This is a genomic window from Streptomyces sp. NPDC045998, from assembly GCF_056430285.1.
The window spans coordinates 103,482-127,127 of sequence record NZ_JBWKLJ010000007.1 but is presented as its reverse complement, the minus strand read 5'-3'; the positions used below and the strand labels follow the sequence as shown (position 1 = coordinate 127,127).

22 protein-coding genes and 2 pseudogenes are annotated in these 23,646 nt (G+C 71.7%); 14 read left to right on the top strand and 10 right to left on the bottom strand.

Annotated features, from left to right (window positions below; all coding sequences use genetic code 11):
* Positions 1-89 precede the first annotated feature (89 nt).
* Entirely contained in the window at positions 90-1,898 is a 1,809-nt protein-coding gene (gene ggt, locus AC07FJ_RS21545; protein ID WP_479050968.1) for a gamma-glutamyltransferase, read from the top strand.
* An 18-nt stretch (positions 1,899-1,916) separates the two neighbouring features.
* Here ggt and AC07FJ_RS21540 read toward each other — a convergent pair whose 3' ends face one another.
* Positions 1,917-3,137 carry a cytochrome P450 gene (locus tag AC07FJ_RS21540; RefSeq protein WP_479050967.1) on the bottom strand — a complete coding sequence of 407 codons (1,221 nt, stop codon included), beginning with the start codon at positions 3,135-3,137 and terminating at the stop codon, positions 1,917-1,919.
* Between the two features lie 225 nt (positions 3,138-3,362).
* Here AC07FJ_RS21540 and AC07FJ_RS21535 point away from each other — a divergent pair, with 225 nt between their 5' ends.
* Together AC07FJ_RS21535 and AC07FJ_RS21530 are read left to right on the top strand one after the other, a co-directional pair.
* A complete protein-coding gene (locus AC07FJ_RS21535) occupies positions 3,363-4,166 on the top strand; it encodes a hypothetical protein (RefSeq protein WP_479050966.1) in 804 nt (267 codons plus the stop codon).
* A 134-nt stretch (positions 4,167-4,300) separates the two neighbouring features.
* A complete protein-coding gene (locus AC07FJ_RS21530) occupies positions 4,301-5,455 on the top strand; it encodes a LacI family DNA-binding transcriptional regulator (protein WP_479050965.1) in 1,155 nt (384 codons plus the stop codon).
* On the opposite strand, the gene AC07FJ_RS21525 is transcribed toward AC07FJ_RS21530, so the two are convergent.
* From AC07FJ_RS21525 to AC07FJ_RS21505, 5 genes are all read right to left on the bottom strand, one after another.
* On the bottom strand, positions 5,439-6,149 hold the full coding sequence (locus AC07FJ_RS21525) for a sulfite exporter TauE/SafE family protein (protein ID WP_355353084.1): 711 nt from the start codon (positions 6,147-6,149) through the stop codon (positions 5,439-5,441). The two genes, AC07FJ_RS21530 and AC07FJ_RS21525, sit on opposite strands and share 17 nt — an antisense overlap.
* Complete coding sequence (locus AC07FJ_RS21520; protein WP_479050964.1) at positions 6,146-7,534, bottom strand: amidohydrolase family protein; 1,389 nt, start codon at positions 7,532-7,534, stop codon at positions 6,146-6,148. The genes AC07FJ_RS21525 and AC07FJ_RS21520 overlap by 4 nt, the downstream gene beginning before the upstream one ends.
* On the bottom strand, positions 7,531-8,982 hold the full coding sequence (locus tag AC07FJ_RS21515; protein WP_479050963.1) for a uracil-xanthine permease family protein: 1,452 nt from the start codon (positions 8,980-8,982) through the stop codon (positions 7,531-7,533). Before AC07FJ_RS21515 ends, AC07FJ_RS21520 begins: the two co-directional genes overlap by 4 nt.
* 302 nt (positions 8,983-9,284) lie before the next feature.
* Positions 9,285-9,755 (bottom strand): hypothetical protein, encoded by a 471-nt coding sequence (locus AC07FJ_RS21510; RefSeq protein ID WP_468288531.1) that lies wholly within the window; start codon positions 9,753-9,755, stop codon positions 9,285-9,287.
* Positions 9,756-9,971: 216 nt separating this feature from the next.
* Positions 9,972-10,616 (bottom strand): NAD(P)-dependent oxidoreductase, encoded by a 645-nt coding sequence (locus tag AC07FJ_RS21505; RefSeq protein WP_479050962.1) that lies wholly within the window; start codon positions 10,614-10,616, stop codon positions 9,972-9,974.
* A 61-nt stretch (positions 10,617-10,677) separates the two neighbouring features.
* Between AC07FJ_RS21505 and AC07FJ_RS21500 the strand changes: the two genes are divergently transcribed.
* From AC07FJ_RS21500 to AC07FJ_RS21460, 9 genes and pseudogenes are all read left to right on the top strand, one after another.
* Positions 10,678-11,046 carry a winged helix-turn-helix transcriptional regulator gene (locus AC07FJ_RS21500; RefSeq protein WP_479050961.1) on the top strand — a complete coding sequence of 123 codons (369 nt, stop codon included), beginning with the start codon at positions 10,678-10,680 and terminating at the stop codon, positions 11,044-11,046.
* A 568-nt stretch (positions 11,047-11,614) separates the two neighbouring features.
* Positions 11,615-12,457, top strand: coding sequence for a nitrilase-related carbon-nitrogen hydrolase (locus AC07FJ_RS21495; RefSeq protein WP_361416138.1), 843 nt, complete (start codon positions 11,615-11,617; stop codon positions 12,455-12,457).
* The gene (locus AC07FJ_RS21490; RefSeq protein WP_479050960.1) at positions 12,457-13,749 is read left to right on the top strand and encodes an aspartate aminotransferase family protein; all 1,293 of its coding nucleotides are present in this window, start codon (positions 12,457-12,459) and stop codon (positions 13,747-13,749) included. The genes AC07FJ_RS21495 and AC07FJ_RS21490 overlap by 1 nt, the downstream gene beginning before the upstream one ends.
* 59 nt (positions 13,750-13,808) lie before the next feature.
* Positions 13,809-15,221, top strand: coding sequence for a dihydropyrimidinase (hydA, locus tag AC07FJ_RS21485; protein ID WP_479050959.1), 1,413 nt, complete (start codon positions 13,809-13,811; stop codon positions 15,219-15,221).
* A gap of 12 nt (positions 15,222-15,233) precedes the next feature.
* Positions 15,234-16,235 carry a TIGR03842 family LLM class F420-dependent oxidoreductase gene (locus AC07FJ_RS21480; protein ID WP_479050958.1) on the top strand — a complete coding sequence of 334 codons (1,002 nt, stop codon included), beginning with the start codon at positions 15,234-15,236 and terminating at the stop codon, positions 16,233-16,235.
* 450 nt (positions 16,236-16,685) lie between these two features.
* Positions 16,686-16,811, top strand: a complete 126-nt coding sequence (locus AC07FJ_RS21475; protein ID WP_479050957.1) for a hypothetical protein — start codon at positions 16,686-16,688, stop codon at positions 16,809-16,811.
* A gap of 353 nt (positions 16,812-17,164) precedes the next feature.
* Positions 17,165-18,101, top strand: a pseudogene (locus AC07FJ_RS21470) (transposase); the annotation flags it as partial.
* Between the two features lie 62 nt (positions 18,102-18,163).
* A complete protein-coding gene (locus AC07FJ_RS21465; protein ID WP_479050956.1) occupies positions 18,164-18,931 on the top strand; it encodes a hypothetical protein in 768 nt (255 codons plus the stop codon).
* Between the two features lie 84 nt (positions 18,932-19,015).
* A pseudogene (locus AC07FJ_RS21460) lies at positions 19,016-19,105 on the top strand (IS5/IS1182 family transposase); the annotation flags it as partial.
* Positions 19,106-19,212: 107 nt separating this feature from the next.
* Here AC07FJ_RS21460 and AC07FJ_RS21455 read toward each other — a convergent pair.
* The 3 genes from AC07FJ_RS21455 to AC07FJ_RS21445 form a co-directional block, all read right to left on the bottom strand.
* On the bottom strand, positions 19,213-19,521 hold the full coding sequence (locus AC07FJ_RS21455) for a DUF7677 family protein (protein ID WP_479050955.1): 309 nt from the start codon (positions 19,519-19,521) through the stop codon (positions 19,213-19,215).
* Between the two features lie 294 nt (positions 19,522-19,815).
* A complete protein-coding gene (locus AC07FJ_RS21450; protein ID WP_479050954.1) occupies positions 19,816-20,808 on the bottom strand; it encodes an ATP-dependent DNA ligase in 993 nt (330 codons plus the stop codon).
* A 341-nt stretch (positions 20,809-21,149) separates the two neighbouring features.
* Positions 21,150-21,506 carry a hypothetical protein gene (locus AC07FJ_RS21445; RefSeq protein WP_479050953.1) on the bottom strand — a complete coding sequence of 119 codons (357 nt, stop codon included), beginning with the start codon at positions 21,504-21,506 and terminating at the stop codon, positions 21,150-21,152.
* Between AC07FJ_RS21445 and AC07FJ_RS21440 the strand changes: the two genes are divergently transcribed.
* Entirely contained in the window at positions 21,486-21,698 is a 213-nt protein-coding gene (locus AC07FJ_RS21440) for a hypothetical protein (RefSeq protein WP_479050952.1), read from the top strand. The genes AC07FJ_RS21445 and AC07FJ_RS21440 overlap by 21 nt on opposite strands.
* A gap of 218 nt (positions 21,699-21,916) precedes the next feature.
* Here AC07FJ_RS21440 and AC07FJ_RS21435 read toward each other — a convergent pair whose 3' ends face one another.
* Complete coding sequence (locus tag AC07FJ_RS21435; protein ID WP_479050951.1) at positions 21,917-22,792, bottom strand: polysaccharide deacetylase family protein; 876 nt, start codon at positions 22,790-22,792, stop codon at positions 21,917-21,919.
* 171 nt (positions 22,793-22,963) lie between these two features.
* On the opposite strand from AC07FJ_RS21435, the gene AC07FJ_RS21430 reads away from it, so the two are divergent.
* The gene (locus AC07FJ_RS21430; RefSeq protein ID WP_479050950.1) at positions 22,964-23,578 is read left to right on the top strand and encodes a TetR/AcrR family transcriptional regulator; all 615 of its coding nucleotides are present in this window, start codon (positions 22,964-22,966) and stop codon (positions 23,576-23,578) included.
* Positions 23,579-23,646 lie beyond the last annotated feature (68 nt).

Below are 23,646 nucleotides of genomic sequence, written 5' to 3'. Positions count from 1 at the left end.
CACCGTGTCGGCGGGGTCCTGGCGAGGGGCCCTCCCCGAAGTTACGCTCGCCGGACGGTCGTTCGACGGTCGTCTGACTGGAGGTACGGATGCGTCGCACCACGGTACGGAACCTCTCGCTCGTCGCGGTCACCGCGACGACCCTCACGGTGGGCGCGGCCGCGCCACCGACGCCCGCGTCCGGTACGACGACACCCGTCAAGTCGCCGGTGGCGGTGGGGTACGGAGGCGCCGTCGCCAGCGTCGACCCCGACGCCTCGGCCGCCGGCATCGAGGTGCTGCGGCGCGGCGGCAACGCCGTCGACGCCGCGGTGGCCACGGCCGCCGCACTCGGCGTCACGGAGCCGTACTCGGCGGGCATCGGCGGGGGCGGCTACTTCGTCCACTACGACGCCAAGACCCGCCAGGTGCGCACCATCGACGGCCGCGAGACCGCGCCGCTCTCCGCCGACGCCTCGCTCTTCCTCGGCGCGGACGGCAAGCCCCTGCCCTTCGACGAGGCCATGACCAGCGGGCTGAGCGTCGGCACCCCCGGCACGCCCGCCACCTGGAAGGCCGCTCTCGACGCGTGGGGCACCAAGCCGCTGCGCGACCTGCTGAAGCCCGCCGAGCGGCTCGCCCGCGACGGCTTCACCGTCGACGCCACCTTCCGCGCGCAGACCGCCGCCAACGAGGCCCGGTTCCGCGACTTCCCCGCCTCCGCCGAGCTCTTCCTGCCGGGCGGCCGGCTGCCCGAGGTCGGCTCGACGTTCAAGAACCCCGACCTGGCGCGGACGTACGAGAAGCTGGGCCGGCACGGCACCGGGGCGCTGTACCGGGGCGAGCTCGCCCGCGACATCGTCCGCACCGTGCAGGACCCGCCGGTACGGGAGGGCGCTCGGCGCACCGTAAGGACCGGGGACCTGACGGAGCGTGACCTCGCCCGGTACGAGACGGTGTGGCGCAAGCCCACGAAGATGTCGTACCGCGGCCTCGACGTCTACGGCATGGCACCGTCGTCGTCGGGCGGCACCACCGTCGGCGAGGCGCTGAACATCCTGGAGCGCACCGACCTGTCGTCCCTGTCCCAGGCCCGGTACCTGCACCGGTTCATCGAGGCGAGCCGGATCGCGTTCGCGGACCGGGGGCGCTGGGTCGGCGACCCGGCGTTCGAGGAGGTACCCGTACGCGGGCTGCTGTCGCAGAGGTTCGCCGACGCGCGCGCGTGCCTCATCCGCGACGACGCCGTCCTGACCAGCCCCCTCGCGCCGGGCGACCCGCGCCACCCGCAGCCGTGCGCGGCGGCCGGCACCGCGGCCCCGACGACGTACGAGGGCGAGAACACCACCCACCTGACGGCGTCCGACAAGTGGGGCAACGTCGTCGCGTACACCCTGACCATCGAGTCCACGGGCGGCAGCGGCATCACCGTGCCGGGGCGCGGCTTCCTGCTCAACAACGAGCTGACCGACTTCTCCTTCGCCCCGGCGAACCCGGCGGTCCACGACCCGAACCTCCCCGGCCCCGGCAAGCGCCCCCGCTCCTCCATGTCCCCGACGATCGTCCTCGACGGCCACGCCCGGCCGGTCCTGGCCCTCGGCTCGCCGGGCGGCGCCACCATCATCACCACCGTCCTGCAGACCCTGACCGGCGTGGTCGACCGCGACCTGCCGCTGGTCAAGGCCATCGCGGCGCCGCGCGCCAGCCAGCGCAACCAGACGACGACCGAGCTCGAACCCGCCCTGTACGGCAGCCCCCTGCGCACCGAGCTGGAGGCGCTGGGCCACCGCTTCCGCGAGAACCCCGAGATCGGCGCGGCCACCGGCATCCAGCGCCTGCCCGACGGCCGCTGGCTCGCCGCCGCGGAGACGACCCGGCGCGGCGGCGGCTCGGCGATGGTGGTCCGGCCGGCCCGATAAGGCCGGCCGTCACGGCTGCTACCAGGCGACCGGCAGCGTCTGCGGCCCCCGGATCAGGCCCTTGCTCTGCCACACCATGTCCTCCGGCTCCACCGCGAGCCGGAGGCCCGGGAACCGGCTGAGCAGGCTGGAGAGCATCACCTCCGACTCCATGCGGGTGAGCTGGGCGCCCATGCAGTGGTGCGGCCCGTGGCCGAACGCCAGATGGCCCAGCTCGCCGCGGTCGAAGTCGAGCGCTTCGGGGTCGTCGAAGACCTCCGGGTCGCGGTTGGCCGCCAGGTACGAGGCGTAGACCACCTCACCCGCGCGGATCAGGACGCCGCCGACCTCCAGGTCCTCCGTGGCCACGCGCGGCAGGCCCACGCCGTTGCGGTGCGGGATGAACCGCAGCAGCTCGTCCACCGCGCGCGGCAGGAGCTCCGGCTCGGCGCGCAGCCGGGCGAGGTGCGTGGGGTGCGTGAGCAGCGCGTACACCATGTTGGCGCTGTTGTTGCGGACCGCGTGCGCGCCGCTGACCTGGATCGCGGTGGTGACGGAGACGGCCTCCTCCTGGTTGAGCTCCCCGCGGTCCAGGGCCTCCGCCAGCACCGTCGCCAGGTCCTCCCGGGGCTCGCGGCGGCGCAGCTCCAGCAGTTCGTTGATGTACGCCGTCAGCTCCGCCTTCACCTGGCGGCTGCGCTCCGGGCCCGGCCCGGTCGACATGATCAGGTCGGGCCAGCCCGCCAGCCGCGACCGGTCCTCCTCCGGTACGCCGAGGAGGTCGCTGACCACCGACAGCGGCAGCGGCCCGTGGAGCATCGCCATGAGGTCCGCGGGCGGCCCGTGCCGCTCCACCTCGTCGAGCAGGCGGTCCGCGGTCCGCTGGGCGAGCGGGCGCAGCCGCTTCATGCCCTGCACGGTGAACGCCCTCGCGACGACCTTCCGCAGCCGGGAGTGGTCCGGCGGGTCGACGTAGTTGAAGCCCGCGCTGGACGCGATCTGGTGCGCCGTCATCCCGGTCGCCTTCGCCGTCCGCTCCACCAGCGCCCGCCGGCTGAACCGGGGGTCCGACGTCACCAGCCGGACGTCCTCGTACCGCGTCACGAGCCACGCCTCGCCCTCGCCGTACGGCAGGCGGATGCGGGCCACGGGCTCCTCGCGCAGCACCTCCTCCAGCAGCGGGTCGAACTCCAGGCCGGGCAGGTCGTCGATCGCCCAGAAGCGCGCGGGCGGGGTCTCCGCCGTGGTGGTCTGTGTCATCCCGGTGCTCGCTTTCCCGTAGGTCCGTTCAGGCCGGAGACATCTGTTCCCGGACCGGCCGCGGGCCCCCGCGGCACCCGGCGGGCTCCCCCCGGACGGACCAAAGGGAAAATAAACACACTTGATCGTATGAACGGGTGACTGTGTGTCGGATTGCCGTGGGACGGGTGGTCCCGCCGGGCAAGGAGGAGCTCGTCGGCACGAGCAGCCACAGGAGATCCAGGAATGCCCAGAACTTCCCGCACGTCCCGCGTCGCCGTGCGCGGCGCGTTCGCCGCCTCCGTCATCGCCACGTCCCTGACGGCGTTCCCCGCCCACGCCGAGGACGCCCACAGCGCCCTCCCCAGCCACCAGTGCACCGTCAACGGCAAGGCCGTCGAGCCCGGTGAGCGCGTCAACGGCACCAGCCGGGACGACAAGATCGAGTGCGAGAACGACATCGAGAACGTCATCATCTGGGGCGGTGGTGGCGACGACAACATCCGGGTCAAGGGCCTCATCCTCGACTCCCAGGTGCTCGGCGGCGACGGCGACGACACCATCCAGACGAGCCACCTGATGCCGCGCCACGGCTACTCGACCGTCCGCGGCAACAGCGGCCACGACACCATCATCGTCGCCACCGTCCGCGGCACGGCCGACCACGGCGCCACCGTCTACGGCGACATGGGCAACGACCGCATCACCGTCGGCAGCGTCCACGGCGCCCCCGGCGACTACGCCCGCGGCGGCGGCCAGGTCTTCGGCAACGACGGCACGGACCGCATCTCCAGCGGGACCATCGACTTCGGCGGCCGGGTCCTCGGCGGCTCGGAGAACGACCTCATCGAGGCCAAGGCCGTCGGCCCCGAGGCGGGCGGCACCATCCAGGGCGGCCCCGGCGTCGACACCATCCACGGCACCAACAACTCCGTCCTGTCCGCCGGTCCCGGCTGGGGCGTCGTGGACGGCGGCCTCGACGTCGACAAGTGCCGGGTCGAGCACGCCGCGCCGGACCGCGCCCGCAGCACCATCGCCAGCTGCCCGTGAGGCGCTGACGCGACACACTCTCGCCCCCGGCCGGTGCACCGGCCGGGGGCGAGCCTTTCCGCGGCGGGGGGAGGTCGGGGAAGATGTGGGCAGCACCCATCGTGAGAGACCTTGAGCGAGGAGCCCCCACCCAGATGCCCCCCTCCGGATCCGCTCCCGGCGACGGCCCCGCTCCCGGCGACGGCAACGGCCCCGCCGGTCCCGCCGTCGGTCCCGCCGTCGGCCCGGCCGTCCAGCGGCCGCCGACGATCGCCGACGTCGCCAAGGCGGCCGCCGTGTCCCGCACGACCGTCTCGCACGCCCTCAACGGGCTGGGCAAGGTCGACCCCCGGACCCGGGAGCGCATCAAGAAGGTGGCCGCGGAGCTGGGCTACCGGCCGAACCTGCGGGCCCAGCGGCTGCGGCGCGGCGAGGCCAAGGCCATCGCCCTCGCCTCCTCGATGCCCTTCGCCGTCGCCGGCGGCCCCTCGCGCCTCGGGTTCTACATGGAGGTCGCCGCCGCGGCCGCCGAGCGGGCGCTCGTCCACGGCTACGCGCTCGTCCTCGTCCCGCCCGTGCGGACCGGCTCCCCGCTGTACTCCGTCGACATCGACGGCGCCATCGTCGTCGAGCCCGACCGGGACGACGTGGCCGTGGCGCAGCTGCGCGAGCGCGGCCTGCCGTACGTGGCGCTCGGCCGGCCCGTCGCGGCCGGGGACGAGGCGCCGTACGTCGACCTGCGCGCCGGGCTCGTCGCCGGCCTGCTCCTCGACCACCTGCGCGAGCAGGGCGCGCGCCACCCCGCCCTCATCGTCGGAGCGGGCGCGCGGCACTCCACCGTGGACGCCCGCGCCGCGTACGAACGCGCCGCCGCCGAGCACGGCTGGGCGCCGGTCGTGGCGACCGCGCCCGAGCAGGGCGGCGAGGAGGCCGGTTACGCCGCCTGCGCCGCCCTGCTCGCCGAGCACCCGGACGTCGACGCGGTCTGCGCGCTGGTGGACGTCTTCGCCGTCGGAGCCGTACGGGCCATCCGGGACGCCGGGCGCCGCGTCCCGGACGACGTCATGGTCGTCACCCGCTACGACGGGCTGCGCGCCCGCACCTGCGAACCGCCGCTGACCGCCGTCGACCTGCACCTGGACCGGGCCGCCGACGACGCCGTCGAGCTGCTCCTCGGCCGGCTGCGCGGCGAGCCGACGGCGTCCGTCGCCACGCCCCCGGAGCCGCGGGTGGTCCCTCGCGCCTCGTCCCTGCGCCGCACACCGGGTGTCGCAGCGGGTGTCGCACCGGGTGTCACACCCCCAGCATGAGCACCGCTCCGGAGACGAGCGCGAAGACCAGCACGAACAGCCGCATCCGGCGGGCGTCCAGCCGGTGGTGCACCAGCCGGCTCAGCCACGCCCCGGCCGCCAGCGCGGGCAGCAGCGCCGCCGCCCAGCCCAGCTGGCCCACGTCGCCCCCGCCCGTCGCGAACAGCAGCGCCAGCGACGCCACTTCCCCGACGAGGAAGCAGACGGCGACCGTCGCACGCAGCTCCGCCGGCGGCCGGTGCTGGTAGACCAGGGCGAGCGGCGGCCCGCCCACCCCGGTCGCGGTCTCCGTCAGGCCGGTGACCAGGCCCGCGCCGACGTACGCGCCCCGGCCGGGCGTGAACGCGGGCGCGGCGAGGCTCACCACCGCCGCCAGCACGGTCGCCGCCCCGACGAACAGGCCGAGCCGCCGGTCCGGGATCACCCACAGCAGCATCAGCCCGCCGGGGGTGGCCGCGAGCCGCGCCGCCGTGATCCAGCCCGCGCCGCGCAGGTCGAGCGAGGCGCGCTCGCGCCACGCCACGTACAGGTTGAGCGGGATCATCGACGCCAGGACGAACACGGGGACCAGCCCCGGGTCCAGCAGCCCGGCGACCGGCGCGACGATCAGCGCGAAGCCCAGGCCGCTGGCCCCCTGGACGAACGCCGCGACGGCCACCGTGACGGCGAGGACGATCAGTGTCTCCGTGCTCACGGCCGGGCCGCCCACCCCTCGGCGGCCGTCGGGTGGACGCGGGTCACCGGCGCCCGGAGCAGCACCTCCTGGGCCAGCTCGGCCGCCCGCCGCACCAGCGCCGGGCCGTCCCAGTCGACCGGCCAGCCGTCCCACAGCCGCAGCCGTCCGGCCACGAACACGGCGCCGATCTGGTCGCGGTTGCCGCGCCGCACCAGCTCCCACGGCAGGTCCCAGCTCAGCCGCACCTCGGGCGTGTCCACGTTGACCAGCAGGAAGTCGGCCGCGGCGCCCTCGGTGACCGTGCCCGTACGGGAGGCGAGGCCGACGGCGTCCGCGCCGCCCCGGTTGGCGCGGTCCAGCCAGGTCCAGCCGCCGCCGCACGACGAGTCGCCGGTGGCGATCCCGTACGTGAGGCGCTGCGCGAACTCGGCCGCCTCCGCCAGCCGGAACGCGTCGCCGCGCGTGCCGTCCGTGCCGAGCCCGAAGCGTATGCCGCGCTCCGCCATCGTCGTCGCCGGGGCGACGGCGTTGCCCTTCCAGGCGCTGGCCACGGGGTTGTAGCTGACCGCCGCCCCGCTGTCCGCGAGGAGCGTGACCTCGCGGGGCGTGAGCAGGGTGGCGTGCGCGGCGAGCAACTGCGGGCCGAGCGCGCCGACTTCGTGCAGGTACTCCAGTGGCCGCAGCCCGTGCTGGACCAGCGAGCGCTCCACGGACGCCAGGTGCTCGTTGACGTGGATCTGCACCACCGCCCCCGCCTCGGCGGCCAGCCGGGCGGTACGGGCCAGGGCGCGCTCCGTCGCCGCCTCGGGCACGGAGACGGCGAGGGACGGGTGGACCAGCTCCTCGGTGCCGTACCGCGCCAGATGCTTCTCGGCCGCCGCCAGCGTGGTGTCGGTGTCGCCGTCGAGGTCGTTGCAGACCAGCCCGAGGACGCAGCGGATGCCGGCGTCCCGGGCCGCCGCCGCGACCAGCTCGACGTCGACGGACGCGCGGGTGCCCGCCTCGGCGACGGTGGTGAAGCCGCCGCGCAGCGATTCGAGGGCGGCCAGCTTCGCCGACACGTACACCGCCTCTTCGTCGAGCGCCCCTTCGAGCGGCACCCACACGCGCCGGAAGATCTCCGACGGCTCACCGAAGGCGAGCGCGGCGCCGAAGCTCTGCGTGAGGTGGTGGTGGGCGTCGACGAACCCGGGCATCAGGACGTACCCGGGCAGCCGGACCGGCCGCAGGTGCGGATGTGTCCGCTCCAGCTGCTGTACGGGCCCGACGGCGCGGAAGGTGTCGCCCTCGACGACGGCCGCGTAGTGGTCCATCAGCCCGTCGGGCGTGAGGACGGCGTCGGGCGCGAGCAGCAGTGCGCCGCCGTCGTCGGTGCGGAGGCGGTCGGGGGTCAGGTCTCTCATCGGTCGCTTTCGGTACGCGTACGAGTACGGGTTAGGGACAGGGACTGGGGCAGGCGGACGTGGTGGAACAGGACGTTGAGGACGGCGGCGACGCAGGCGCCGACGGCGACGCCGCTTTCGAGGAGAATTCGGGCGTTCGGCGGGAAGCCGCCGTACACGCCGGGGATGAGGATCGGCAGCAGCCCGAGCGCGAGCGCGACGGCGCAGATGAAGGTGTTGGTGTGGCGGTCGAGGTGGGCCCGGCCGAGCATCTGCACGCCCAGCACCGTGATCACGGCGAAGACCACCATGGCCGTGCCGCCGACGACGGCCGACGGGATGACGCTGATGGCGCGCGTGACGGGCGCCAGGACACCGATGAGGATCAGGACGACGCCCGCGGCGGCGGTGACGAACCGGCTGCGTACGCCGGTGACGCGGACGATGCCGATGTTCTCGCCGCTCGTCACCATCAGCGGCAGGCCGAAGAACCCGCCGACGAGAGAGGTGACCGCGTCACCGCGGATGGTCTTCGGCACGTCGGCCCTCTTGTCGATCTCCTTGCCGACCGCCTCCGCGTTGATCACCGTCTGGCCGGTGGCCTCCGCCATGGAGGCGAGGCTGTACAGCATCAGCGGCAGCGCCGCGATCAGGTTGAACTCCGGCGAGCCGAAGGGCAGCGCCTGGGGCAGGCTCAGCAGGCCGCCCTCGGCGGCCTGGCCGAAGTCGACGCTGCCGAGGACGAAGGCGAGGACCGTACCGGCGATCAGGCCGAGCATGACGGCGAGCTGGCGCAGGACGCCGCGGAAGAGGGCGTAGAAGGCGACGGTGAAGCCGATCGTCGCCATGCCGAGGAGCAGGTTGGTGGGGTCGGCGAAGCCGGGGGTGCCGGGGCGGCCCGTGACGAGCACGGCGCCGACCTTCACCAGGTTGACGCCGACGATCACGATCATCGTGCCGATGACGAGCGCGGGGAAGAACGCGAGCAGGCGCGAGAAGACGGGCAGGACGACGAAGTAGAACGCGGCGGTGAGGATCACCGCCCCGGTGGCGGTGGGCAGGCCGTGCTGCTCGGCGATGGCGAGGAAGAGGATGAGCGGCGCGCCGCCCGGCAGCATGACGAACGGCAGCCGGGGGCCGAACTTCCAGGGACCGAGTGACTGGATCAGGGACCCGATCCCGGAGAGCACGAAGGCGGCCGAGAGCAGGTTGACGGTCAGGCCGGCGTCGAGCCGGAGCGTCGCGCTCATCAGGAAGATGGCCGAGATGGGGGTCGCGGCCATGACGAGCACGTGCTGCACCCCGAAGAGCAGGATGCGGCCGAGGGGCCGGGACTCGTCCACCGGATGGACGGCGGTCGTGGCAACGGCCGTGGCGGCGGTGGCGGGTGCCGCCGGGGCGTCGGGGGAGGGGGCGGGGCTGGCCTCCGGTGGCGAGGGGACGGGGGGCGTGGGGCGGGGACTGGACACGGGCGAGCTCCGTTCGGCGCACTCCGACATCGGCTGAGGTCCGGCCCGGACGGGGGCCAAATCGATTTGGCCAATCGATGTGGCGGTCAGTATTGGGACCCCGCGAGGGCCGCGTCAAGAGATGCGGGCGGATGGAATGCCGGGGACGCGCCGGGGACGCACCGGGGACGCGCCGGGGACGCGCACAGAGCGACGCCTGGGGACGTACGAGCGTCGTCGTCCCCGGGCGTGATCGTGTGTCGGATGCCGCGTGCGGCGAGGGGTGGGCTTACGGGTGCGGCTACGTGCGGTTTCGGGTGCGGTTACGGGTGCGCGTCGACCCCGTCGTAGCCGCTGCGGCTCATTCCCTCGTTGGCGGCCTCGATGAACTCGGCGTGCTCCACGCACAGGTAGCGCAGATTGCGCCAGCGGGGGAGGTACTCGGGGTGGTCGGCGAAGTGCTGGGCGTTGGCGACCAGCCGGTTCCACCAGTGGGGCAGGTTCTGGCGCAGGGTCTGGATGTGGCCGGGCTGGTCGTGCCGGCCCGCGACGATCACCCGTCCCCATTCGGAGAGCATGTCGGCCAGGTGCACCGAGTCCGACACGGTGATGTCCCGCAGCCGGACGGCGGCGAAGTGCCCGTCGCTGCCCTCCTCCTGGGCGGCGATCATCTCGGCCAGCCGCGCCTCCAGGAAGCGGCGCAGCGGGTCGACGTCCTCGTACCGCAGGTCGTCGGAGAATTCCAGCACCACGGCGGGTGCCAGCAGTTCGGACTCGGTCGGGCGAGTGGTCATGGCAGTCTTCCCCTCCGGCCCGACGGGCCGGCGCCGTGGCGTCATAAACACCGATTTGTCGCTGAGGACAGGGGGAGGCTAGCCGACCCCGGAACCGCCGCGCAGCCGGTTCCGGAGGAAGTCCCCGGATCAGATGGCGGCCCGAAAGGCCTTCCGCCCTCGCGCACGGTCCCTAGGGGCTGTGGCGGCCCGTCGGGACCGGGCCGGTGCCCGGTCTCAGTCCGCCACCGCGAGCTGCACCCGGCTGTGGCGCGGGGTGTCGATCTCGTCCAGCAGCGCGAGCGCCAGGTCCGCGTGCGCGAGGTGGCCCGGACCGTCCAGCACCCGGCCCACCGCCGTCCGGTAGCGGCCGGTGCGGGTGCCCGCCGCGTCCAGGTCCAGCGGCGGCACCACCATCAGCCAGTCCAGCTCGGGACCGGCCGCCGCCGTGAGGAGCTCGTACTCCGCGACATGGCCCTGCGCGAACCGCCGGTACGCCTCCGGGAAGCCGGGCGCGTCCATCAACCGCACACCGGGCGCCGTCTCCAGGGTGGTGGCGATGCCCAGCACCAGCAGCCGCCGCACACCCGCCTCCGGCAGTCCGGCCAGCAGCGCCTTCGCCGCCGCCGTGAAGTGCTCCTCGGACGGCACGTCCAGGCGCGCCGAGGCGTTCAGCGCCGCGTCATGTCCCGCCGCGAGGCCGGCGACCGACACCGGGTCCGTCACGTCGCCCCGTACGACCGTGACGGAACGCCCGCCCAGATCCTGGCACTTGGCGGGGTCGCGCACCACCGCCGTGACCCGGTGGCCGCGTGCCACCGCCTCCGCCACGGCCACCCGGCCGACCCGTCCACCCGCTCCGAAAACGATGATCTCGCTCATGGGAGGACCGTAGGACGGGGGCGCCTGGTTACTTCAACGGTACTGGGCTAGCTTCGGGCGGATGAGAGAACCGTTGCCCGCCGACCTGTTCGACGACCCGTACTGCGTGGAGCGGGTGCAGCCGTTCCGGGTCGGCGACAAGTGGTCCGGTGTGGTGCTGCGCTGCCTCGAGGGCGGCCCGCGCCGCTTCTCCGAACTGCGCGTTCCGCTGCACTGGATCACGCCCAAGGTGCTGACGGAGACGCTGCGTTCGATGGAGCGCAGCGGGTTCCTGACCCGTACCGTCCACGACGAGAACCCGCCGAGGGTGGAGTACGAACTCACCGCTCTCGGCCGCTCGCTGCTCGGCCCGATGGACGTGGCGTGCGACTGGGCCAGGCGGTACGGCGCCGGCGTCGCCGAGGCGAGGGCGGCGTACGACGGCACCTGAGGCGCGCGGGGCCTGCGCGCCCGGCCGCCGTCCTCCGGCCGCCGCCCGGGTGCGGGGCGGGGCTGCGGGGGCTTGGGCCTGGCGAGGCCGCTGACCAGGCGGGCGGTCCCGGTGGGCGGTCCCGGTGGGCCCGGGAGCCCGGGGTTTTCGGGCGCGGGGGTGGGGCGAGCGGCGCGGGGTGCGAGGGCCTTGGGGTGCCGGGCGCGGGAGTCTTCGGGGGCATGGTGCCGGGGGTCTTTGGGCGCGCGCCGGGTTCCGCCGGGCTCGGCCCCGCAGTGCCCCGGCCCGCCGCCGCCCCGCCAGGCGCCCGCTGCGGGGGCTTCCCGCGGGCTCCAGCCGCCCGGCCCCCCAGCCGCCCTCCTTACGACGCCCTCGCCCAGCCCACCCGAAAACGCCCGAGAAGCACCGAGTGTCGACCACTCGGGTGCGAAACGTGATCGACTCCGTCGGTTCACGGCGGCGGTCTTGCCCCGTGATGTGACGAGGCTTACGTTCACTGTCTACGCACCGCGTCTACGTGCGTAGAGACTCGCAGAGGCTCGTCGACGCCGTGCCGAAGGAGCAGCTCATGTCCCACATCGTGCGCGCCGCCCTCGTCCAGGCGACCTGGACCGGCGACACCGAATCCATGATCGCCAAGCATGAGGCGCACGCCCGCGAGGCTGCCCGGCAGGGCGCCAAGGTCATCGGCTTCCAGGAAGTGTTCAACGCCCCGTACTTCTGCCAGGTCCAGGAGCCGGAGCACTACCGCTGGGCCGAGCCCGTCCCCGACGGGCCGACCGTCACCCGCATGCGGGACCTCGCCCGCGAGACCGGCATGGTGATCGTCGTTCCGGTCTTCGAGATCGAGAGCCCCGGCTTCTACTACAACACCGCCGCCGTCATCGACGCCGACGGTTCGTACCTCGGCAAGTACCGCAAGCACCACATCCCGCAGGTCAGGGGTTTCTGGGAGAAGTACTACTTCCGCCCCGGCAACCTCGGCTGGCCGGTCTTCGACACCGCCGTCGGCCGGGTCGGCGTCTACATCTGCTACGACCGCCACTTCCCGGAGGGCTGGCGCCAACTGGGTCTCAACGGAGCGCAGTTGGTCTACAACCCGTCCGCCACCCACCGCGGCCTCTCCTCCCACCTCTGGCAGCTGGAACAGCCCGCGGCCGCCGTCGCCAACCTCTACTACGTCGCCGCCATCAACCGCGTCGGCCAGGAGGAGTACGGCGACAACGACTTCTACGGCACCAGTTACTTCGTCGACCCGCGCGGCCAGTTCGTCGGCGACGTCGCCTCCGACAAGGAGGAGGAGCTGGTCGTCCGCGACCTCGACTTCCGGCTCATCGACGACGTACGCCAGACGTGGGCCTTCTACCGCGACCGCCGCCCCGACGCGTACGACGGGCTGGTGAAGCCGTGATGGGCAACAGCACCCCCGACCTCCACGCACGCCACCGGGCCGTCCTCCCCGACTGGCTCGCGCTCTACTACGCCGAGCCGATCGAGATCACCCACGGCGAGGGACGGTACGTCTGGGACGCGAGCGGCAAGCGCTACCTCGACTTCTTCGGCGGCATCCTCACCACCATGACCGCCCACGCCCTGCCCGAGGTCACCAAGGCCGTCACCGAGCAGGCCGGCCGGATCCTCCACTCCTCCACCCTCTACCTCAACCGCCCCATGGTGGAGCTCGCCGAGCGCGTCGCCCACCTCTCCGGCATCCCCGACGCCCGCGTCTTCTTCACCACCTCCGGTACGGAGGCGAACGACACGGCGCTGCTCCTGGCCACCGCGTACCGCCGCACCAACCAGATCCTGGCGATGCGCAACAGCTACCACGGCCGCTCCTTCTCCACCGTCTCCATCACCGGCAACCGCGCCTGGACCCCGACGACCCTCTCCCCGCTGCAGACGCTGTACGTGCACGGCGCCGTCCGCAGCCGCGGCCCGTACGCCCACCTCACCGACGCGGCGTTCACCGAGGCGTGCGTCGCGGACCTGGAGGACCTGCTCGGGCACACCGGCGAGGTCGCCGCGCTGATCGCCGAGCCCATCCAGGGCGTCGGCGGCTTCACCTCCCCGCCCGACGGGCTGTACGCCGCCTTCCGCGAGGTGCTCGCCCGGCACGGCGCCCTGTGGATCGCCGACGAGGTGCAGACCGGCTGGGGCCGTACCGGGGAGCACTTCTGGGGCTGGCAGGCGCACGCCGCGAGCGGCCCGCCCGACATCCTCACCTTCGCCAAGGGCATCGGCAACGGCATGTCCATCGGCGGCGTCGTCGCCCGCGCCGAGGTCATGAACTGCCTGACCGCCAACTCCATCTCGACCTTCGGCGGCTCGCCCATCACCATGGCGGCCGGCCTCGCCAACCTCTCGTACCTCCTGGAACACGACCTCCAGGGCAACGCCCGCCGCGTCGGCGGCCTGCTCATCGAGCGGCTGCGCGCGATCGGCGCCGGCGTCGCGTGCGTACGGGAGGTACGCGGCCGGGGCCTGATGATCGGCGTCGAACTGGTGCGGCCCGGCACGGACGAGCCGAACCCCGAGGCGGCCGCCGCCGTCCTGGAGGCGGCCCGCGAGGGCGGACTGCTCATCGGCAAGGGCGGCGGCCACCACACCACCGCGCTCCGCATCGCCCCGCCGCTCACCCTGACCGTCGCCGAGGCCGAGGAGGGCGCCGCCATCCTCGAACGGGCCCTGCGCTCGCTCTGAGCCGAAATCCGAACTCGAACCAGTCGCCGAACCGCCGAACCGCCGAAGGGGGCCGCACCATGAGCAACACCCGCACCCTCATCCGCAACGGCCTCGTCATCACCGCCTCCGACGAGACCCACGCCGACGTCCTGATCGAGGACGGCCGCATCGCCGCCCTCGCCGCCCACGGCACGGACATCGCCGCCTCCTGGACGGCGTCCGCCGAGCGCGTGATCGACGCGACCGGCAAGTACGTCATCCCGGGCGGCGTCGACGCCCACACCCACCTCGACTTCCCCTTCGGCGGCACCTTCTCCTCGGACGACTTCGAGAGCGGCACGCGCGCCGCCGCCTGGGGCGGCACCACCACCGTCGTCGACTTCGCCGTCCAGACGGCGGGCCACGCGCTGCGCGAGGGGCTCGACGCCTGGCACGCCAAGGCCGACGCCAAGTGCGCCGTCGACTACGCCTTCCACATGATCGTCTCCGATGTGAACGAGTCCTCGCTCAAGGAGATGGACCTGCTCGTCGAGGAGGGCGTCACCTCCTTCAAACTGTTCATGGCCTACCCCGGCGTGCTCTACAGCGACGACGGCAAGATCCTGCGCGCCATGCAGCGGGCGTCCGTCAACGGCGGCCTGATCATGATGCACGCCGAGAACGGCATCGCCATCGACGTCCTCGTCGAACAGGCCCTCGCCCGCGGCGAGACCGATCCCCGCTACCACGGCGAGGTCCGCAAGGTCCTGCTGGAGGCGGAGGCCACGCACCGCGCCATCCAGCTCGCGCGCGTCGCGGGCGCCCCGCTCTACGTCGTCCACGTATCGGCCGAGGAGGCCGTCGCCGAACTCGCCGCCGCCCGCGACAAGGGCCTGCCGGTGTACGGCGAGACCTGCCCGCAGTACCTGTTCCTCTCCACCGACAACCTCGCCGAGCCGGGCTTCGAGGGCGCCAAGTACGTGTGCAGTACGCCGCTGAGGCCGCGCGAGCACCAGGCCGCTCTCTGGCGGGGGCTGCGCACCAACGACCTCCAGGTCGTCTCCACCGACCACTGCCCCTTCTGCTTCAACGGGCAGAAGGAGCTGGGCCGCGGCGACTTCTCGAAGATCCCCAACGGCCTGCCGGGCATCGAGAACCGTATGGACCTGCTCCACCAGGGCGTGGTCGACGGGCACATCAGCCGGCGCCGCTGGATCGAGATCGCCTGCGCGACCCCGGCCCGGATGTTCGGCCTCTATCCGAAGAAGGGCACGATCGCCCCGGGCGCCGACGCGGACATCGTCCTCTACGACCCGCACGCCGAGCAGGTCATCTCCGCCGAGACCCATCACATGAGCGTCGACTACTCCGCCTACGAGGGCAAACGGGTCACCGGACGCGTCGAGACCGTCCTCTCGCGCGGCGAACCGGTCATCGAGGACCGCCGCTTCACCGGCCGCGCCGGGCACGGCCTCTACACGCCGCGCTCCACCTGCCAGTACCTGAACTAGGAGGCCTGGACAGTGGACTTCGGACTCGTCCTGCAGACCGACCCGCCCGCGTCACAGGTCGTCGGCCTGATGCGGCGCGCGGAGCGCAACGGCTTCCGCTACGGCTGGACCTTCGACTCCGCCGTGCTGTGGCAGGAGCCCTTCGTCATCTACAGCCAGGTCCTGGAACACACCCGGAGGCTGACCATCGGCCCGATGGTCACCAACCCGGGTACCCGGACCTGGGAGGTGACCGCCTCCACCTTCGCCACGCTCAACGACATGTTCGGCAACCGCACCGTGTGCGGCATCGGGCGCGGCGACTCCGCGATGCGCGTCGCGGGCCGCAAGCCCAACACCCTCGCCCGCCTCGGCGAGGCGATCGACGTCATCCGCGACCTCGCCGAGGGCCGCGAGGCGCTCGTCGACGGCCAGCCGGTCCGCATCCCCTGGGTGAAGAACGGCAAGCTCCCGGTCTGGATGGCCGCGTACGGCCCGAAGGCCCTCGCCCTCGCCGGGCAGAAGGCCGACGGCTTCATCCTCCAGCTCGCCGACCCCTTCCTCACCGAGTGGATGGTCGCGGCGGTACGCAGGGCCGCCGAGGAGGCCGGCCGCGACCCCTCCTCGGTCACCATCTGCGTCGCCGCCCCCGCGTACGTCGGCGACGACCTGGCGCACGCGCGCGACCAGTGCCGCTGGTTCGGCGGCATGGTCGGCAACCACGTCGCCGACCTGGTGAGCCGCTACGGCGAGCACTCGTCCATGGTCCCCGAGGCCCTGACCTCGTACATCAAGGCCCGCCAGGGCTACGACTACAGCCACCACGGCCGCGCCGGAAACCCCTCGACGGACTTCGTCCCCGACGAGATCGTCGACCGCTTCTGCCTCCTGGGCCCTCCGGCCGCCCACATCGCGAAACTGAAGGCGCTTCGGGCCTTGGGCGTCGACCAGTTCGCCGTGTACGCCATGCACGACGCGAAGGAGGCGACGATCGACGCGTACGGCTCCGACATCATCCCCGTACTCGCCGGATGACAACCCCGGGTGGGTAGGGGAGTTCGCCAAGAGAAGCGTGCGCCTGGTGTGCCTCCCACCGCCCCCACGCTTGAGTCAGGTTGGTGAGTAGGTCCCGCGTGGGTTGGCCGCTAGCTGGCTAGAAGTGACGCTCTGAACGGACGCCAGCAACCCCTACCCAGGTGAGCAGCATTTGTCGCGTCGTCTGATGCATCACCTCGGGGAGCAGGTTGGCTGTGCCCAGCAAGTGGTCCATGGACACCACGGCCAAGTGCATTCCGGCAACACAGTGAGGATCGCTTGGTGCGCGGCGTGGCGCACCTCATAACAGAGGTGCTACCCGAACAGCCCGTTCGGCTTGCGAGCGCCGAATTCGGATGAGCCGAACCGGTCCGAACGGCGCCATCCGAACGAATGAGGTCGTTCGTGCCGCTCCCCGCCGCGCCTCGACACCCGCGTAGCGTCGCTCCCGTGAGCCCTCGTCGAGTCCGCCTTTGCATCGTCTTCGAAGTCGAGGACGTCGAAGGCGACAAGGGCCGCCAGCACACCACCCACCGGCTCTACCAGCTCACCCGCCGCCTAAGGGCTGTCCCGTAAGCGATCTCGCTTGCGATGATCTCGACCGTATCAGGCGTGATCACGGCGTCCGAGCCGTTCTAATTCCTTGGTAATGGGCCGTGAGAAACGGGGCTAGCCACCAGTCCGTTCGAGCGCCGGGTACCAATGCCCTTCGCTCATCCCGGTCTCCACAGTGCAGGTGGTGGCAGCCTTGCGGGCACCGAACGTACGCCTGGAGCCGTCTGGGTACTCGATCCCTTTATCCAGAGCGGCGGCGCTCGGTGTCTTCGAGGTCGCCACCACCGTCAACACTGTCCGCTTGATCACTCGTTGGCGTTGGTGGCGTGAGCCCGCCGCACGGTGACCTCCTGATACTCCAGAGCCGTCAGAGCTCCCGAAGAGACCGGGGCCCGTGGGGTGCGTTGGTGCCACGAACTGCCCACCGGCCGCTACCGAACGACAGCGACCTGGCCCGCGCCATCGCCGTACTGGCCCGTGCTCAGCAGGACGCGGTCTGGAACCGACAGCAGGTCGCCAACCAGCTCCGCTCGCTGCTGCGCGAGTACTACCCCGCTGCTCTGGAGGCCTTCGCCAAGTGGGACAACGGCTTGTGCCGACCGGAGGCCCGCGAGCTGATGAAGCTCGCGCCGACACCGGCCAAGGCCGCGAGCCTGACTCGCACCCAGATCACGGCGGCTCTCAAGCGTGCGGGCCGCAAGCGCGGCATCGAGGCGGACGTCGAGCGGCTGCGCGAGGCCTTCCGCACCGACTGGGCCCGTCAGCCCGAGCTTGTCGAGGATGCGCTCGGCAAGCAGACGCTCGCCCTACTCGGACAGCTCACGGCCGCCTGCATCGCCGCCGCCGACCTCGCCCAGGCCGTCGAGGAGGCGTTCCCGCAGCACCCGGACTCCGAAATTATTCTCAGCTTCCCCGGCCTCGGTATCCAGCTTGCCGCCCGGGTGCTGGCCGAAATCGGAGACGATCGCACCCGCTTCGCGGACGCCCGCGGCCTGAAGGCCTACGCGGGCGCCTCACCCGTCACACGGGCCTCCGGCAAGAAGTCCAGCATTACCAGACGATGGGTGAAGAACAACCGGCTCAACCACGCCGGTTACCTCTGGGCGTTCTCAGCGATCACTGCCTCGCCCGGTGCCAAAAGCCCACTACCGGCGGCGACGTGACGACCACGGAGACTGGCACGCCGCTGGCCAGCGCAATCTGTTCAACCGGATGCTGGGCCAGCTCCACCACTGCCTCAAGAACCGCCGCCTGTTCGATGAGCACACCGCGTTCCCGGCGCCGCAGGCCCCAGCACTGGCGGTGGCGTAGGTGATCCCGCTCACGACTCACCGCGCCTCGGAGGTCGCTCCGCAGCGTGCTTGAATCACCGAATGATCGACTGGTCCACACTCCACGACGCCTACGGTCCGGCACACGCGATACCCGGGCTGCTGGATCGAGCCATCGGTGGTGACCGGGAGGCCATCGACTGGCTTTGGGGGCGCTTGTGCCACCAGGGGACGATCACCCCGGCGAGCATCGCCGCACTGCCGCAGCTGGCGGACATCGCGAAGACCGAGGGCGCCGGGGACTGGGCGCTCGATCTGGCCGGAGCCATAGCGGGTGGCCTCCTGCAACCTCACGGCGCCGACGAAGAAGTCGCCCGCTGCACCGCGGCCTTGGCCGAGCTTCGCGCCATGGCCGCCGCCCGGCTGCGGTCCGGCCTGGACGGAAAGATCTACCTGAGCCGGCTGCGGGCCATGCTCGCGTTCGACGGCCAGCCCCTATGGTTCCAGGCCCTGGACGACTTCACCGATACCTTCGTCACTGTCGCCTGTCCGCACTGCGACGCACCGGTGACAACCGCGGTCGGCGACTACGGCTGCTACTCCTCTATCCGGGACTGGAATCTGGGGGATGTCCACCAGATCCCGCTCCGGCCAGCAGTCCCGCACGAGCTGACCGGCACCGGGAGGATGCTGCACGAGTCGGCCGTACGGGATGGCCAGCAACGGCTCGCCTGGGGCCTGACGCACCTGTTCGGCCAGGCGGAATGTCCAGGATGCGGGAGCGTCTTCGGCATCGCAGACGAGTACGCGGCCGCCAATGCACCCGCCCCCTGGGACTTCGCCCGAGACCACACCAAAGACGCTCTCTGATGACCACCGGCAGGCCCTCGAAATCGAACAGTGAGCTCGTGCCCGCTGTCCCGGCTTGACGGCTTGGCGCCGTGAGGTGTCTGGATAGCCCCGTTCACCGGCCTGAGTCCTCGCGCCTTCGGCAAGTTGGTGACCGCGCTGCGTCGCGAGGGTGCCGACTCTCCGGGGCGGGGCATCACCCGCCTGCACAACCTCGTCCTCACCGGATAGCCCCACCCCATGCAGGGGGGCGGGGTCGCGGGCGGGGTCAACCTGGCTCGGACGGCGTCGCACGGTGACGGTCAATAAAGTGCGCACTCCCAGGGCTCGATGTCCGGCTCCCCGGGAGGCAGCTTCCCGGTGCAGTAGTGGTAGAGATAGGTTGCAGCCCGGCGCTCCGCGTACTTCTCATTGACCGGTTCGCCCTGCTCGTCCAGTTCGAGGACGTTGGCGAAGATCGCGACGCAGATCTCCATCTGGGAGGGCGAATCGCGCAGCTCTTCCCAGTAATCGATCCCGTCCAGCATCGGATGGCCCACCGACCCGCGAGCAATCCATCCGGCGAAGCGTCGCAGGGCGCCCGAAGCGCCATGACTGAGATGCGAAGACATGCCAAGAAATCTAGTCAGCGTCTTCCCGGATTGATCCTTGCCCCCACCTTAGAGGGCTCCGAGGTCCTGGGGAGTGGCGCGGATGGTTACGGGGACAGCCTTTAGCACGCTGCCGCGCCCGCCGCGAGGTGGCCGAGGGCCCGCTTGTCTCCTTGCCTGTCGACGATCAGCTCTGCTGTGGCCAGATCACCGGCGTCCACGAGCACTCCAACCGAGGCCCACCATACGGCCAGGCCCGTGTCGCTGTGAGGGAAAGAGAGCCTCCGGAGCCGCAGCATGGCGACCGCCCACGCACTACCCGTCAGCTGGCTCGTTGCCTGCTCCGAACGCGGGCACGTCGGCGGGAGAAACATCGGCGCGCAGCCGAACGAAGTGCACGGCGTGTCTCCAGCGGCCGTCTTCCATGGAGGTGTCCGCGCTGATCTCGGCAACCTGCTCGGGCTGGACCAGCGTGACGACCAGCGTCTCGCGGGTTCCCCATCCGGCGGAGAACGTCCGCCCCCGCCAGGCGTGGTCGAGGGCGCCGGGCTGGAGCTGGACTCCTACGTCGCTTGCGGCATGGGCGGAGAGCACGGGGCTGCGTCCGACGTACTGGAGCATCCCGGCGCGGTCGTAGCGTCCGAGGAGCAGGCCGGTCGGTCGGTGGAGCGTGCCGGTGACCCCTGCGATGATCGCTTCGGTGGTGTGCCGGTGGCGGATCTTGCGCCATCCTCGTACTCCCGGTTGGTAGGGCTGGCGCAGCGGCTTGGCCACGATGCCTTCCATGCCCATGTCCGACCACTCTCGTATCCAGCGCTCCGCTTGGGCGCGGTCCAGCGTCATCGGGCACAGCGTCCACGGCGGCCCGAGGGCGGCTTCCGTAAACAGCGACTCCAGCCGATCGCGTCGGCGCTCGTACGGCCACGGCATCAGGTCGGTTTCGGCAAGGTGGAGCACGTCGAACGCGACGAAGTGCGCCGGGGCCACGCGGATCTCCTCGGCCACGGTGTGTGGGTCACGGTTCATGCGGCGTTGCAGCCTGCCGAAGGCGATCCGTCCTTCGTGCCACACCACCAGCTCCCCGTCCAGCAGCGTCTCGGACGGGAGGTCACGCTCGGCTGCCGCGGCGATGTCGGCGAAGGCGTGGTTCAGCACGTCGCCCCGACGGGACAGCACTCGTGGCGGGCCGTCGGTGGGTCGGGCGATGAGGCATCGAAACCCGTCCCACTTCGGCTCGTACGCCACGCCGGAGGTCGGCAGGGAGTCCGTCGCTGCGGACAGCATCGGCTCGGGGACGTGCAGGGCCATGCCCGAGACCTACCACCCAGTGCCGCCTCCGTACCGATCGCGGCACGTCGCCTACCGGTCCATGCGCAGCTCGACGTGCGGGCAGCACAACGGGCACCCTTCGACGTCTTGGGCCAGCGGCCAGCGGGCGGCGGCCAGCGGGCGGCGGGCGGCGTCTCGGCCGGTACCCAGCTGCCTCCCCTTGCTCAGGGTGCAGGTACCGGCGTGGCCGCGGTACGGCCCGCTGTCGATACGGACAGCTCGACCTTCCACTCCGGCGGCGCAAGCGGAGCCACTCCAGGTGCTCCTCCACAGCACGGAGCTTCTGGGAACGAGACAGCGTCTCGGTTATATGTTCGATGTCAGTCAAGGTCGCCGACCCGGACGTGCGGCAGGGCGTCATGGGACGAGCAGCCGACCTCGGTACTGGACGGGCCACCCCTGTCGGCGCCATCGCATCGTCCGCAAAGTCGCTGATGAACTAGGGTGTGGGGCGTGGACATGCGGACGATCATCAAGGACCTGGCGGAGGAGCCGAACGGCTGATCAGCGACCGGACATGGGTCGTTTCCGCCGCCGATCGTCACATCGCCGGAAAGGCCGCCGCCGACCTGCTTGCCGTCGTCGGCGATTCGCAGTCCCAAGAGCGCCTGCCTGCGGTCCACCGGCTGGAACGCTTGCGAGAAGCGCTCGCCGCCGTGGCCATCGCCCTCGCCCACGTCCACGGACGCCTGGCCTGGTTCCTCGGCGCAGCCGCCACTGCACTCCAGCCAGTCCTGCACTGGCGCGCCCTGCCCGCCGAAGGCGGCCCCACCTTCGGTGCCGTCCAGCCGACCCCCGAGCAGTACGCGGAAGCCGAGGACGCAGTCCGCCGGCTCCAGCGCACCCTCGCCACCATCACGACCGCCTGACGCCGCCTCACCCAGCCGGAGAGCGACACGGTCCCCCGGGTCCGACTCGGTTCGCCAGCGGCACCACGGGCACTTCAGGACGTACGCGGCCGAGCCCCTCAGCCGCTACCGCCGACGAAGAGGAGGAACCCGGCCCAGCGGAGGGATGAGGTCGGTCCGGGGGCGGCGTCGTCCGGTGGCTGGGACTGTCGGGGCAGGAGTCGTCATTCATCCTTCGGTCAGGCGGAGGCGTCGGGTCCCGCGGTGGTGCGGGCGTAGTGTTCGGCGATGTCGTCGCTGGTCGTGGTCCACACGCCGGGATGGTTGACGACATACTCGAGCGCTTGGTCCAGGTACTTCATCCGGAACGCCTGGCCGGTCACGAAGGGGTGCAGGGCCAGTGCCATCACGCGGCCGCTGTGCGCGGAGTCCTCGTACAGCTGGTCGAGCTGGTCCTTGACGATCCGCACGAAATCGGGACCGCTGATGGAGTGGGCGGTGAACAGCCCCAGGTCGTTGAGTTCGAGGGTGTAGGGGACGCTCAGGAGCCCCGGCACGTTCAGCCGGAACGGCTGGTCGTCCGCGGTCCAGTCCAGCACGTAGCGCAGGCCGAGTTCGGCGACCAGCGCCGGGGTCTGAAACGTCTCGCTGAGGGCGGGGCCCATCCAGCCGCGGGGACGGTGCCCGGTCGCCTTCTCGATGGTCTCGACGACCTCGGTGAGATAGGCGCGTTCGTCCGCCTCGACCTCGGCCTGCAGGGTGGAGTTGTTCTTGCCGTGCGCGAGCCAGGCCCAGCCGCGCGCCCGGCCGGCCTCGATGATCTGGGGGTAGTGCTCCGCGACGTCGGAGTTGAGCAGCACGCTGGGGCGTACGCCGTGCCGGTCGAACGACTCGATCATCCGCCAGATCGCCACCCGCGGGCCGTAATCGCGCCACCCGTGGTTCAGCGGATCGGGCACGAGCGCCGCGGTGCCCTGATTGATGCTGGTGGACGGCTTGCCCAGGACGAAGTGCTCCACGTTGAGGCCGACGTAGAACGCCACTCGCGCGCCGTCGGGCCACTGGATGGGCGGGCGTTCGGTGATGGGGCTGTAGTCGTACAGGTCGTTGTGCATGGATTCCCTTCGCAAGAACCGTCCGTGGACGGCAGAGCCGAACCTAAGGAGCCGAACCGTATCGTGTCGCGATCCGAAACGGATCGTGTCGCGATGTCGCACTCTTGTCAACACGAACCGGATCGTCTCCCCTGTGCGGTAACGTGAGCGCGTCAGCACCCTGGAGGCGACATGAGCACGACCCGTGCGCCCGACCCCGCCCGGCGCAACCCCCAAGCGACCGCCGCGATCCTCGAGGCCGCGCTCGGCATGGCCCGCGAGATCGGCCTGGCGCGCGTCACCATCGAGGGGATCGCGGCTCGCGCGGGCGTCGGCAAGAGAACCGTCTACCGCTGGTGGCCCTCCAAAGGCGCGGTCGTCCTCGACGCGTGGGCGCAACAGCTCGAAGAGCGCCTGCACCGGCGCCTCGACACCGCGCAGACCGGCGACTTCGAGGCCGACCTGAAGCTGATGGTCAAGGACGCCTGGATCGACACGATCGGCGACACCCGCAGCGTGCTCGCCTCGATCGTCGCCGAGTCCCAGCACGACCCCGACCTCGCCGCGCAGTTCCGCGAACGCCTCGTCGACCCCGCCAGCGCGCTCGTGGCGGAGCGCATCCGCCGCGCCCAGGCGGACGGACAGGTCGCCGCCGACATCGACCCGTACCGCGCCATCGAGCTCATCTACGCCCAGCTGTACTACCGGCTGCTCGTCGTGCGCGGCCCGAACGACGAGGCATACGTCGAGGACGTCGTCGAACTCGCCATGCGTGGGCTCAGGCCCCCTCGCCAGGGCGGTGCGTGACCGGATACGCGCCGGAAGCACCGCTTGACGCGCGGGAGGGAGAAGGCCGTCCCGAAGCCGGCCGCCGG

Coding starts and splice junctions, on each gene's coding strand:
- AC07FJ_RS21540 (WP_479050967.1), bottom strand. CDS start 3,137: ATGACACAGACCACCACGGCGGAGACCCCGCCCGCGCGCTTCTGGGCG.
- AC07FJ_RS21510 (WP_468288531.1), bottom strand. CDS start 9,755: ATGACCACTCGCCCGACCGAGTCCGAACTGCTGGCACCCGCCGTGGTG.
- AC07FJ_RS21530 (WP_479050965.1), top strand. CDS start 4,301: ATGCCCCCCTCCGGATCCGCTCCCGGCGACGGCCCCGCTCCCGGCGAC.
- AC07FJ_RS21450 (WP_479050954.1), bottom strand. CDS start 20,808: ATGGCCCTGCACGTCCCCGAGCCGATGCTGTCCGCAGCGACGGACTCC.
- AC07FJ_RS21495 (WP_361416138.1), top strand. CDS start 11,615: ATGTCCCACATCGTGCGCGCCGCCCTCGTCCAGGCGACCTGGACCGGC.
- AC07FJ_RS21505 (WP_479050962.1), bottom strand. CDS start 10,616: ATGAGCGAGATCATCGTTTTCGGAGCGGGTGGACGGGTCGGCCGGGTG.
- AC07FJ_RS21430 (WP_479050950.1), top strand. CDS start 22,964: ATGAGCACGACCCGTGCGCCCGACCCCGCCCGGCGCAACCCCCAAGCG.
- AC07FJ_RS21500 (WP_479050961.1), top strand. CDS start 10,678: ATGAGAGAACCGTTGCCCGCCGACCTGTTCGACGACCCGTACTGCGTG.
- AC07FJ_RS21490 (WP_479050960.1), top strand. CDS start 12,457: ATGGGCAACAGCACCCCCGACCTCCACGCACGCCACCGGGCCGTCCTC.
- ggt (WP_479050968.1), top strand. CDS start 90: ATGCGTCGCACCACGGTACGGAACCTCTCGCTCGTCGCGGTCACCGCG.
- hydA (WP_479050959.1), top strand. CDS start 13,809: ATGAGCAACACCCGCACCCTCATCCGCAACGGCCTCGTCATCACCGCC.
- AC07FJ_RS21520 (WP_479050964.1), bottom strand. CDS start 7,534: ATGAGAGACCTGACCCCCGACCGCCTCCGCACCGACGACGGCGGCGCA.
- AC07FJ_RS21455 (WP_479050955.1), bottom strand. CDS start 19,521: ATGTCTTCGCATCTCAGTCATGGCGCTTCGGGCGCCCTGCGACGCTTC.
- AC07FJ_RS21435 (WP_479050951.1), bottom strand. CDS start 22,792: ATGCACAACGACCTGTACGACTACAGCCCCATCACCGAACGCCCGCCC.
- AC07FJ_RS21535 (WP_479050966.1), top strand. CDS start 3,363: ATGCCCAGAACTTCCCGCACGTCCCGCGTCGCCGTGCGCGGCGCGTTC.
- AC07FJ_RS21465 (WP_479050956.1), top strand. CDS start 18,164: ATGATCGACTGGTCCACACTCCACGACGCCTACGGTCCGGCACACGCG.